Here is a 12245-nt window from a genome sequence, read left to right on the forward strand (position 1 = left end):
CGATCCGGCTGCCCGTCAACCTGTGGATTGTCCTGGTGCGACCACCCCGTGGTCAAACGCAAACACGATCGCGGCGGCCCGATCCCGCAGCTCCAGTTTGCCGAATATGTGTCCGATATGGCTCTTGACGGTGACTTCCGAGATGCCGAGGTCGCGTGCGATCTCGGTATTGACGCGCCCACGCCCGATCAATTCGAGCACCTCGTACTCGCGCGCCGTGAGTTCGGAGAGTCGGCTGTCGTCGCGGGTGACGGCGGGACGAACCGTCCGATATGCCGAGAGCACCCGACCGGTGACCGACGGGTCCAACCAGGCCCCGCCGACGGCGACTGTGCGGACGGCCCGGATCAGATCTTCGGCGGGCGAATCCTTCAGGATGAATCCGGCCGCTCCGGCCCGCAATGCGCCGGAAAGCAGTTGGTCGTCGTCGAAGGTGGTGAGCACCAGCACCGGCGGCGCACCGTCGCGCGCACGCAGCGTGCGGGTCGCATCGATGCCGCCGACGCGCTTCATGCGCAGATCCATCAGCACGACATCGGGTCGATTGGCCGCTAACGCGGCGGGCACCTCATCGCCGTCGGCGCATTCGATGACCACGAAACCGTCGCGCCGCCGCAGGATGCGCCGCAGCCCACCGCGGACGAGTTCCTGATCGTCGACGACCAGCACGGTAACCGTGTCGCCGCCACCGGCCGCAGCCCCTGTCGTCACGCGCCCTCCCCCGCCGCGCCGTCGCGCCGCATGTCACGCACCGCACTCGCGGCCCCGTGGACGACGTCGGGCAGACCGCACGACATCGACCAGGCCCGCGCGCCGCTCAGTGGGAATTCAGCTCGCACCGTCCAGCCGTCGTCGTTGGGACCGGTCTTGATGCGGCCACCGAGCAGTTCGGCGCGCTGGCGCATACCGGACAGTCCCATCCCGCCGCCGAGATCCGGCGGCAATCCCTTGGGCAGCGAATTGTTCACGATGAGCCGGGCCATCGACGAGTCCACCTCCAACAGCACGGTCGCGGTCGCGCCGGGCGCATGTTTGATCACATTGGCCAGGGACTCCTGGCCGATCCGATAGAGCGCGAGCCCGACCGCGGCCGACACCGCGGACAGATCCTCGGTACGGGTATAGCGAACATCCAATCCGGCCCCCGCGAAATCACCGACCAGATCATCGATATCCCGGATGCCGGGCTCCGGAACGAGTTTGGACGGCCGGGCATCGAGCAGGCCGATGGTACGTCGGATATCGGCCATGGCCTGCCTGCCGAGTCGTTCGGCATCGACGAGCGCGTCCACCGCTTCGTCCACGTCACGGTCTGTCTGCAGGGCGTGCCGGGCGGCGGTCAGATGCAGCAGGGTGATGCTCAGCGAATGCGCGATGACATCGTGCACCTCGCGCGCGATACGGCTGCGCTCCGCGTCGGCGGCGCGTTCGGCCCGGATCTGCTGGCTCTGGCGTTCCTGATAGAGGAATTTGCGCTGGTACTGCAGCATCACGCCGACCAGCCAGCCGAGTGCGATCCCGACGATGTACATCTGCAGGCCTTGCAATCGCTGACCCGACACACTCCACATCAGGTGCCCGGCCGCGTCGAAGGCCATCAACTCGAGCACCGCGACAACCGCGAACAGGGCGCTGAAACGTTTTCGCACGATGGCCGCGACCTCGCCCACCATCACCACCAGGATGAACGGGGAGAAGTCGGACGACACCGGCTGGGTGAGCATGATCGCCGTCGCGACCAGGCCGGAGACCGCGAGCAGGATCGGGCTCGGCGTCACACCGAAGAAGCAGAACAGCGGCACCGAGAGGAAGACCAGGACGAGCGCCAGAATCGGCAGCGCGGTCGGAAAATATTCGTGGCGCTGAATGACCGCCCCGACACCGACCACCAGCAGAGCCGCGTCGGCGCTGATCATCACCGAGGGCGGATAGTCGAACGGCAGCTCTTCGAGATTGCGGCGCAGGACCGCGACCGGGTTGCGCACGAAGGCAACGAACCGATCCTGGACGCGCCCACTCTCGCGGAACGGTATCGCCGGTTGGGCGCCCGCCGACGACGCGATGGCGTGGGTCACATCCATCCTGTAAGGCTAACCGCCAGGTCGGGGCCGGTGCATCGTGCTCGGAGCGGGCCGTGGCTCCTACCGCGGTAGGAGATCGATTCGCGTCCCTGGCACGAAGACACCGTATTTCGTCGTCCGTAGCGTGAGATCTACCAAATCACGGAAGGACATATGCCATGTCCGATCATTTCGAGCGACCTGCAAGCAATCCCCACGGCGATCATGTCGAGCGACACAGCAGTCGTAACGGATGGGAAGATCACCACCGCCGAACCGAGATCGTGCGCACCGTGCTCACCCGCGCGGCCGTCGATCCGGCCAGTCCGGACCTGTTCGCGGAGATCCCGGAACTGGACCGGTTGTTCGGCGGCCCAGAGGGCCTCTTGCTCGCGTTGCGGTATCGGTGGAATATCCATCTCGACGCGAAATTGGACCAGGCGCTGGCGCAGGGCCAGTCCACGGTCGAGGCCTATCTCGAACTCGCCGCCGAACAACCGGTACTGCGCGCCGTGCTCGACGCGCAATATCGCCGCCGAGTTCGGGCAGCCGAGGCTATGGCGCGATAACGCGCCCGGTGCGACACTGCGGTACGCCGCAATCGACCAAGATCGAATAGTTGAGAAAGAGGGTGGGGGACCGCCATGTCGGACCAGGCCATGCTGGAACTGACGGATATCACCAAGGAATATCGCGTCGGCGAACAGGTTGTGCGCGCACTGGACGGCATCAGCCTGCGCATCGAATCCGGTGAATTCACCTCGATCATCGGGCCGTCCGGCTCGGGTAAGAGCACGCTGCTGCATCTGCTGGGCGCACTCGATACCCCCGATTCCGGGTCGATCCGCTTCCAGGGTGCGGAGATCGGCGGCCTCGACGACGAGCGGCAGTCCGAATTCCGCCGCCACCGCGTCGGTTTCATCTTCCAGTTCTTCAATCTGCTGCCGACCCTGACCGCTTGGGAGAATGTCGCGATTCCGAAGCTGTTGGACGGCACCGGATTGCGCAAGGCCAAACCGCGCGCGCTGGAACTGCTCGACCTGGTCGGGCTGAGTGAACGCGCCGCCCATCGGCCCGCCGAATTGTCCGGCGGTCAGATGCAGCGCGTCGCGGTGGCGCGCGCATTGATCATGGATCCGCCGCTCATCCTGGCCGACGAACCGACCGGCAATCTGGATTCCAAGACCGGTGCGTCCATCCTGAAACTGCTCGGCGATATTGCGGGCAACGGAAATTCGGTCGTCATGGTGACCCACGATATGGGCGCTATCGAATACTGCGACCGGGTGATCACGTTGCGCGACGGGCAGATCGGCTCCAATGACAAGGTCGATATCGCCACGCGGACGGTACGCGCGTGATCGGCGCGGCATGGGATCGGCTGCGCCTGTTCAATATCGGGGAACTGCTCGCCCACCGCGGCCGCACCCTCATGTCACTGACGGTGATGTCCATTTCGGCATCGCTGCTGGTCGCGGTGTTCAGCATCTCCGGTTCGGTCACCGGTTCGGTGGACCGGCTGACCCGAAGTCTCGGCGGCAAGGCCGTATTGGAGGTCACCGGGATCACCGACGCGGGCTTCGATCAGCAGGAACTGCAACGCATCGCGACCACACCCGGCGTCGACAAGGCAGTGCCGATGTTGCGTGCGCAGATCGGATCCGGTGCGGATAAGGCGCTGCTGATCGGCGCCGACACCAGCATTACCGCACTCGGTAGCGATCTGGGCGGATCGGTGGCCGCGCAGGCGAGCAAATTGCTCACCGTGCCGAACGGTGTCCTGGTCGGATCCGGGATGGGGCGCGCCGAAGGTGAACAGTTCCCGCTCGGCGCCGGAACCGTGACTGTCGCAGCGGTTCTCGACAAGAAGACCGCCGAGCAGCTCAACGGTGGCCACATCATTGCCGCACCGCTCGGGCTGGCGCAGAAACTCACCGACCGCGTCGGGCGGCTGGACTCGATTCAGATCATTGCGGCCGACGGCACCGATGTCGACCAGTTGCGCGAGAGGCTGACCAAGGTGGTCGACGGACGCGCCGTGGTCGCCGATCCCGGGCTGCGGACCGCACAGGCCGGTGGCGCCATCCAGATCGTGCGGTACTCGACGCTCATGGCCTCGGCGGCCGCCCTGATCGTCTCGGCATTCCTGATCTACAACGCGATGAGTATGGCGGTCGCCCAACGCAGGCCGGTGCTGTCCATGCTGCGGGCGATCGGCGGCAAGCGCGGGCCGATGGTGCGTGATCTGCTGGTCGAGGCGGCGCTGCTCGGCGTGCTCGGCGGGTTGGGTGGCGCGGCGGTCGGCGCCGCGATAGGTGGTGTCGCGATCGACAAACTTCCCACCGCCATCATGCAATCGGTGGAGGCGCGCACCGAATATATGGTGCCCGGCTACGCGATTCCGATGGCGATCGGCGCCTGTGTGGCGGCCAGTGTGCTGGCGGCCGCCATAGCGGCGCGCCAGGTGTACCAGGTCGAACCGATCGAGGCGCTGGCGCCGGTGGGGGTGGCGCGCACCGATACGACGAGTGCGGCACTGCGCTGGACCTCGATCGTGCTCGGCGTCGGCCTCATCGTCGGCGCGATCGTCATTGCCGAGGCCGATCTGGGCCGCATGTCGCTGGCGTCGATCTCGATGTCGTTCGCCGGGGCGGTGACGCTGTGCTTCGCTGCCACCGGACCGATCGTGTGGGCCGCCGCGGCGATCGCCGGACGCTTCGGCGCACCGGGCACGCTCGGGGCCACCACCCTCGAACGCGCACCCCGGCGGGTCTGGGCCACCGCGATGACGGTGATGATCGGCGTATCCGCCACGGTCGCGATGGGCGGGGGCTCGCGCAATATGGTCGATTCGGCCACCGCATCCTTCGCCGGCTTCAGCGATACCGATCTGTTCGTCAGCACCAGCTCGATGGAGCAGTTCCCGACGGGGCCGTTGCTGCCCAATGGATTACGCGAGAAGATCGCCGAGGTTCCCGGGGTCGAAGAAGTCGGGCCCGCGCAGATGGCGTTCGCCACCCTCGGCACCGGGCGGGTGATGTTGCAGGGGTATCCGAGCGAGGCGGACGAATCCGAGACCGGCTCGGTGAGTCGAGAAGTCATTGCCCACTTGGCCGCCGGGGAAGGGGTGGCGATCTCGCGGGATGTCGCGCGATCGCTCGGCGTCGGCGCCGGGGCCGAATTGACCCTGCCGACCCCGACCGGCAACCACACCGTGCGGGTGCTGGACGTGATTCCGTATATCTCGGCCATCTCGGGTGTAGTCGTGATGAATCTCGACCAGATGCGCGCGTGGTATCAGCGACCGGGTGAAACCGTACTCGCGGTGCATTTCCAACCGGGCGTGGACAAGTCGGCAGTGCAGGCCGCCGTGCGGCGCGTGGTGCCCGCGGATATCCACGTCGACACCGGTGCGCAAGCGGTCGTCGCCATCTCCTCCAGCCTCCGGCAGGGCTCGGCGATCAGCTACGCCATTCTGTGGATCGTGGTGTTGGTGGCCACCGTGGCACTGCTGAACACCCTGATGCTCTCGGTCCTGGAACGCCGCCGCGAACTCGGCGTACTGCGGGCCATGGGCACCAGCCGCAAATTCCTGCTGCGCTCGGTGCTCGCCGAGGCCGTTGGCATCGGATTCATCGGCGCGGCAATAGGTCTCGCGGCCGGCGCGGCGATCCAGTATCTGGCGACCGTCGCCGTCGGGCACGCGCTGACAATCGACATCGCGTACCAGCCGAGCCCGATGCTCCTGGTGTACGGCACCGCCGCACTGGCGTTGGCGCTGCTCGGATCGATTCCGCCCGCATTACGTGCGGCGCGCATGCCGATCGTGGAGGCGTTGGCGGTCGACTGAGTCCGATCGGGCTGCCGCATTGCATGCCACAGCCCGTTCGGCTCGTTCGGCAGGCGATTACAGCGGTGCTGCGTCCCACCAGGCAGTGAGCGCGTCCTGGGCCGTGGGTGTCGGCGGGACGGTTTGCACTCCGCCTGCGGTGCCGTGGTTACCCACGTACACCAGGAAATTCGAGCGGACCGGGTCGGATTCGAAGCTCACTACGAGTTTGGCCGTGTGGTAGAAGGGCTGGAGGGGACCCGGTGGGTCTTCCACGACCCAGCGGTGAGTGTTGACCGGGATTCCGCTCTTCTTACCGGCCGTTGCGACATTGGCGGGCAGTGCCTGGACCACGGCTCGGGCGTCGGCGGCGGAGGCGTATTCGAGGATGGTGTAGCTCATCTGGGTGGTGGCCTGGGTTTCGCGATGGCATTCCCATGCGGTGACCCAGGGGCTGGATTTCAAGGGTTCGTCCTCGATCCCCAGCGGCTCCCCGGCCTCCGAAGCCATGCAGCGCGCATCTTGATAGGCCTCACCGAAATCGTCCTTGCCCTGCGGCACCAGATTCGGAAAGAGCCTGCGGCTCTTGGCAAGTGCATCGGACGAAGCGGCCGCCGTCGTGGCGGTAACGGGTGGCGGCACGGCGGCATCGGGCGGGCCTTCCGACTCCCAGCCGACGACCACGAGTGTGCCCATTACGGCGATCACCGCGACCACGATGCCGACGACGATCCAGCCGACCAGCACGGCCGTACTCCGCCCATGGTCCGGAGTCGGTTGCGAGCCAACGGCATTCGGCCCGAATGGGGGTGGCGCGGCACCGGGCGGCATCGCAGACGGCGGCTGTTGCGCCGGCTGTCCCGGAATCGGCGAGCTCTGCGCCGCTGGGGCCTGCATCGGCTGGCCCTGCACCTGCGGTGGCCCCTGCTGAGGCGGAGCTGCCTGCTGCGGTGCAGCCGGATACGCCGCAGCTTGCGGTGGCCCCTGCGTGGCCTGTGCACCCGGCTGAGGTGGTGCCGCCGGATACGCCCCAGCCTGCGGTGGCCCCTGTGTCGTCGGCGCACCCGGTTGCGCCGGCGCCACCGAATACCCCGCAGCCTGCGGTGCCCCCTGCGCTGGTATCCCATGCGTCGCCGGTGCACCCGGCTGCGGCGCAGGTGCGGCCGGATATCCCGTAGGCACCCCCGGCGCCATCGGCTGCTGCGCTGGTGGATAGGCCTGCGGCGCACCATATCCAGCGGGCCCGACCGCCTGCGCGGAGGCGGCCTGATCCGCACCGAATCCCGGTGCGGGCGGCGCGGATCCAACGACCTGTCCCGGATACACCGGTGGGAAGCCGGGATTCACCTGCACGGTGGCAACCGGTGGCGCGGTCAATGCCTTGCGGGCCGCGGCGGCGAACTCGACACATGTCGCGTACCGATGTTCGGGGCGTTTGGCCATCGCCTTGGCGAGCACCCCGTCCAGCGCGGGATTCAAGCCCTGGCGTCGGGTCGCCAACGGCGCGGCGATATGTTGCAGGTGCCCGCGGATGATGTCGTTCGGATCGGGCGCGTCGAATGGCGCCATGCCGGTGAACAGCCAGTACAGCGCGCACGCCAATGAGTACTGATCGGTGCGGTTGTCCAGCTTGGCGCCGGTCATCTGCTCGGGCGAGGCATAGGACAGGGTCGCGCTGAACATGCCGGTCTGGGTCAGGTGCGTGGAGTCCTCACGCAACCGGGCGATACCGAAGTCGGTCAGGAAGACCCGCTCGCCCTGCCCACCGCTGGAGCGAGCCAGCAGGAAGTTGGCGGGCTTCACATCCCGATGCAGCACACCCATGCCATGGGCGTAATCCAGTGCCGCCGCGACCCCCTCGATGATCTGCACCGCCCGCTCCGGCGGCAGTGTCATCGGGTCGACGGTCGCCGCGTCGACGCCGTCGATGTATTGCATGGAGATCCAGAGCTGATCGTCCTCGGAGCCGCGGTCGTACACGGCGACGATATTCGGGTGGTCCAGATGCGCGGCCAGATCGGCCTCCCGGTCGAAGCGCGCACGCACCTCGGCGTCGGTGAACAGCTCCCGATTCAGCAGCTTCAGCGCCGTCTGCTTACCGAGGCGGGGGTGTCTGGCCAGGTATACCGAGCCCATGCCCCCCTGGCCGAGCAGCCGCTCCACGGTGAACCCGGCGAACACCTCACCGCTGTTCAGCAACGCGACCCCCTTCAGGTGACTGCGGCCCTCGGACATCGGTCGTCCGAGCGCGTAAACAGAGTTGTGAGCCTACCGGGTAGCCCCTTGGCCACGCCGTTTCGAATTCTCCGGGAAAATCGGCGAAACTATCAACAGTGCGTCATCACCGTGTCAGCTGCTGGCATGACTCGGTGCTGATCGCGCGACGTCCGGTCACCGACCGGGCGGGTGTGACGAGGATGTTTTTCGCACCGCCGATGGAACAACGGGTGTCAGGTTGTGGTGGTGGGGAGGACGCGGCGGTGAGGTCTACAAGAACGATGGTGAATTATCGGGTGGCGCTGCGCGGCGCGGCACTCACGGTTTTGGTCACACTCACCTCCTGTTCCCTCTTACCCAGCACCCACGACGCGCCCGCGGAACCGACGCTCCCCGTCGAACGGCCCGGTTCCTGGCATCCCGGCTGGTCGATCTCGCGGCCCGATTCGCTGGCCGCCGACTTCACCCAACTGCAGCCGAATCTGCTCGGCCAGGTCGGGATGGCGATCATGCCGGTCGGCGGCGGCCGGATGACCATCTTCGGCGACTGGACCAGCGGCATCGCCTGGTCCACCATCAAGGTGCCGCTGGCCATCGCGGCGCTGCGGCACGACCCGACCGGCGTCGCCGAATACGCGCACGAGGCGATCACCGTCTCGGATAACGATGCGGCAGAAGCGCTCTGGGAATCGCTCGGGGACGGTGAAGAGGCCGCGCGGGCCGTCCAGGGGGTCCTCGACGAGGCCGGTGACGCGCTGACCAGTGTGTACGGACCGAAGACCAGTCTGGACTACACCGCATTCGGCGCGACCGAATGGACGCTGGCCAATCAGGTGCGCTTCGCCTCGCAGCTGCCGTGCCTACCCGAGTCCGCCACCGTGGTCGAGCTGATGGAACAGATCACGCCGGAACAGCGCTGGGGCCTCGGCACCATCGAGGGCACCGAATTCAAGGGCGGCTGGGGGCCCGACGACGAAACCGGCGTCTACACGGTCCGCCAGTTCGGCATCGTGCCGACCCGATCCGGCGGTGTCGCGGTCGCGCTTGCGGCACAGGCGGATTCGGGCACCTTCGAGGATGCGACCGCTCTGCTCGATCGGCTGGCCCGGCTGCTGTCGCGACACCTCGACGATCTCAACGGCGGTAAGTGCCAGCAGCAGCCGCGCTAGCCCGGGGTGACCAGACCCGATTCGTAGGCGAGCACGACCGCCTGCGCGCGGTCGCGCAGATTCAGTTTCGAAAATACCTTGGAGACATGGGTTTTCACGGTCTGCTCGGCGACGAACAGCGCGCCGGCGATCTCGGTATTGGACATGCCCTTGGCGATCAACTCCAGCACCTCGCGTTCACGCGGAGTCAATGACGCCAGCGCGGGTGTGGGTTTGACACGGCTCGCGGTGCGGCGGCGGGTGACATCGGCTATCAGTCGGCGGGTGACCGTCGGGGCGAGCAGGGCTTGGCCGTCGGCGACCACACGCACCGCGCGCACCAACTCCTCGGCGGGCGCGTCCTTGAGCAGGAATCCGCTGGCGCCGATGCTCAACGCCTCGTAGACGTAATCGTCGATATCGAAGGTGGTCAGCATGAGGACCCGCACCGGCGGGTCGAAACCGGCGGCAAGGATGGCGCGCGCGGCGTCGAGCCCGTTCATCTCCGGCATGCGCACATCCATCAGCACCACATCCGGGCGCAGCCGCTTGGCCTCGGCGACGGCAACCTTTCCGTCCGGCGCGTCACCGACCACGCTGATATCGGATTGGGCGGCGAGCAGGGCGCCGAAACCCTGACGCACCATGGCCTGGTCGTCGGCGATCAGAACAGTAATTGCCACCAACAGAGCCTATCCGCCTACTCGGGCCGGACAAGTTGGGTGCCATATGCGTCACGTTCAGGTGCACGGCAAGTTTGGGCGTACCCGACGAGTTAGCCATGTCCATTCGAAATCAATTGTCCTGCAGGAATTTTCAGGGAGCAGGCTGCTCAGACATCTTCGGCGGCAGTCATCGTGGCGATCATCGCCGGGTCCAGCGCAGCGCCGGCCGCCGGAGCGATCGGCAGCCGGGCCCGGACCTCGAATCCGCCGTCCGCACGCGGACCCGCCGACACCTCGCCCCCGACCGCGAGCGCACGCGCCTGCATGCCCGCTATGCCGTGACCGCCGTTGCCGACCGGGCGCGCGACGGTAGCGCTCAGAGCGTTGCCGACGCTCAGCTGCAGTGCGTCGGCGCCGATCACGATCGCTACCTGCACCGATGCACCCGGGGCATGCCGGGAGGCATTGGACAGCGACTCCTGGACGATCCGGTACAGCGCGAGGCCGACCGAATCCGGGACCGGATCCAGCAGTCCGTCGACGGTCCAGTCGATGCGCACACCGGCGCGGCGGGCGCCCTCGAACAGGCCGAGCACATCGGCGGCCTTCGGTTGCGGTGCGTGCTCGGGCAGTTGACCGTCGCTGCGCAGCACGCCGAGCATGCCGCGGATCTCGTTCAATGCCTCGCGGGCGGTCGCGCCGATGGATTCGAATTCCGCGCGAGTAGCGGGAGTCACACCCTCGACCCGATAGGGCGCGGTCTGGGCCTGCACCACGACGAGCGACATGTGGTGGGCTACGACATCGTGCAGGTCGCGGGCGATGCGGGCCTTCTCCTCCAGGATGGCGCGCCGGGCCCGCTCCAGCTCGTTCTCCTCCTCCTGGGCCAGCAACTGTTTGCGCGACTGCACCAGCCAGCGCACCAGCATCGCGAACAGCACGACGGCGGCGAAGGCGATCGGCCAGGCCCACGCGCTGCCGGAGATGTCACCGTCGCTGGTCATCGCGGTGGCCAGCAGCAGCGAGGTAGCACCCCAGGCGACCGCGACGATCGGGACGGCCGCGCGCAAGGCCACCGCGAACAGCAGCGCGAACAGGCACAGGATGTGCACGACCTGGATCGGGATCTCATTGTCCGGCTGATTCGGGATGGCCAGGGCGATGAGCAGGGCCGAACCCGCGGATATCGCCCAGCCCAGTGCCGGGTTGAGCCGGATCAGCAGGATAGGGAACGCGGCGAGTGCGGCGATGAACGGCTGCACCGCGACCGGCACGTCATGGGTGAGGTGCAGTGTCGGCCAGGCGACGGCATAGAAGATCACCGCGAGCAGCACGGTGAACGCGTCGAACCACATCCGCGCGTTCATCCCCTTGATCCAGCCACGACGTTTTTCCCTCATGGCTACGACAGTAGGAAGCCCGAGCGGTGGGGGTCCTCATACCCACGGGTGAATTCCGGTCCAGTACCGGAGTAGGAGGACGCGCACGCGCTCCCCCGGCGGCACGGGCCGGGAAACCGCACCGCGGCGTGAGGTGGCGTAGCGGGATGGATTCCTACCGTCGAGCACCATGAGCACACCGACCATCGATGCCGGCGCCCGAACCCGATCCATCGCACGACGCTGTGCCGCACTGACAGCGGCCGCACTGACCACCATGGCGGCCACCATCATGCTTGCGCCCGCGGCGCATGCCGCAACCGTCGAGCCGACGGTGGAGAATGCGTCGGCCGGTGCCGCGGTGGTCGGCCTGACCTCGGGTGGGCCGGGGTCGGTCGAGGTGATTCCCGCCGATTTCGCGGAGCGGTTCGGGTATCGACCAGCTGTTGTCGATGGGCTCCTGGTGAATCCGGGTGGGGAGTGCTCGTCGCCGGTGACGTTGCCCGGTGAGTTCGAGACCGCTTGTAAGGCACACGATTTGGGGTATGACCTGCTGCGCTATGCGGACGCGCAGGGTCAGCCGCTGAGGGGGTGGGCCAGGCAGGCGCTGGATGCGACGCTGGCCGTGCATATGCACGAGGCGTGCGCGGCTCGGGCGGACGGGTTCTCGCGGGCGCGGTGCAATGCGATGGCGAGCATTGCGAATACGTTCGTCGATCTGAATTCGCAGCGGCAGGACTACGGCGTGCCGGTTGTCGAATCCGCTTTCGGAGCAGAAGATTCCGGGAACGGCGGGTGGATCGTCGGTGGCGGTCTGGCCGGGCTCGGGGCGGCCGGGTTCCTGCCGTCGGTCCGGCGGCGGCTTGCCGATGCGCGGGATCGAGGTCGTTCCTCGGGACGAGCTTCGAATCGCATTGGCGCTCTGGCGGTTCGGGCATGAGCACGTT

The 12245-nt window shown here is 67.2% G+C and carries 10 protein-coding genes; 5 read left to right on the forward strand and 5 right to left on the reverse strand.

Annotated features, from left to right (window positions below):
* Positions 1-15: 15 nt before the first annotated feature.
* Both ACIBW7_RS15380 and ACIBW7_RS15385 read right to left on the reverse strand, forming a co-directional pair.
* Positions 16-669, reverse strand: a complete 654-nt coding sequence (locus tag ACIBW7_RS15380) for a response regulator (protein WP_397047085.1) — start codon at positions 667-669, stop codon at positions 16-18.
* Positions 670-707: 38 nt separating this feature from the next.
* Entirely contained in the window at positions 708-2081 is a 1374-nt protein-coding gene (locus ACIBW7_RS15385) for a sensor histidine kinase (RefSeq protein WP_397046861.1), read from the reverse strand.
* 158 nt (positions 2082-2239) lie between these two features.
* Between ACIBW7_RS15385 and ACIBW7_RS15390 the strand changes: the two genes are divergently transcribed.
* The 3 genes from ACIBW7_RS15390 (at position 2240) to ACIBW7_RS15400 (ending at position 5910) form a co-directional block, all read left to right on the forward strand.
* Entirely contained in the window at positions 2240-2629 is a 390-nt protein-coding gene (locus ACIBW7_RS15390; protein WP_397046862.1) for a hypothetical protein, read from the forward strand.
* A 75-nt stretch (positions 2630-2704) separates the two neighbouring features.
* Positions 2705-3421, forward strand: coding sequence for an ABC transporter ATP-binding protein (locus ACIBW7_RS15395; RefSeq protein WP_397046863.1), 717 nt, complete (start codon positions 2705-2707; stop codon positions 3419-3421).
* Positions 3418-5910 carry an FtsX-like permease family protein gene (locus ACIBW7_RS15400; RefSeq protein ID WP_397046864.1) on the forward strand — a complete coding sequence of 831 codons (2493 nt, stop codon included), beginning with the start codon at positions 3418-3420 and terminating at the stop codon, positions 5908-5910. The genes ACIBW7_RS15395 and ACIBW7_RS15400 overlap by 4 nt, the downstream gene beginning before the upstream one ends.
* Positions 5911-5967: 57 nt before the next feature.
* On the opposite strand, the gene ACIBW7_RS15405 is transcribed toward ACIBW7_RS15400, so the two are convergent.
* Positions 5968-8124 (reverse strand): protein kinase, encoded by a 2157-nt coding sequence (locus ACIBW7_RS15405; protein WP_397046865.1) that lies wholly within the window; start codon positions 8122-8124, stop codon positions 5968-5970.
* Between the two features lie 245 nt (positions 8125-8369).
* Between ACIBW7_RS15405 and ACIBW7_RS15410 the strand changes: the two genes are divergently transcribed.
* Positions 8370-9275 carry a hypothetical protein gene (locus tag ACIBW7_RS15410; protein ID WP_397046866.1) on the forward strand — a complete coding sequence of 302 codons (906 nt, stop codon included), beginning with the start codon at positions 8370-8372 and terminating at the stop codon, positions 9273-9275.
* Here ACIBW7_RS15410 and ACIBW7_RS15415 read toward each other — a convergent pair.
* Complete coding sequence (locus tag ACIBW7_RS15415; protein WP_397046867.1) at positions 9272-9937, reverse strand: response regulator; 666 nt, start codon at positions 9935-9937, stop codon at positions 9272-9274. The two genes, ACIBW7_RS15410 and ACIBW7_RS15415, sit on opposite strands and share 4 nt — an antisense overlap.
* 149 nt (positions 9938-10086) lie before the next feature.
* Positions 10087-11319, reverse strand: coding sequence for a sensor histidine kinase (locus ACIBW7_RS15420; RefSeq protein ID WP_397046868.1), 1233 nt, complete (start codon positions 11317-11319; stop codon positions 10087-10089).
* Positions 11320-11488: 169 nt separating this feature from the next.
* On the opposite strand from ACIBW7_RS15420, the gene ACIBW7_RS15425 reads away from it, so the two are divergent.
* Complete coding sequence (locus ACIBW7_RS15425; RefSeq protein WP_397046869.1) at positions 11489-12238, forward strand: hypothetical protein; 750 nt, start codon at positions 11489-11491, stop codon at positions 12236-12238.
* The last annotated feature ends 7 nt before the right edge of the window (positions 12239-12245 follow it).

The sequence above is a fragment of the Nocardia sp. NPDC049526 genome, from assembly GCF_044465765.1.
Lineage (GTDB): Bacteria > Actinomycetota > Actinomycetes > Mycobacteriales > Mycobacteriaceae > Nocardia.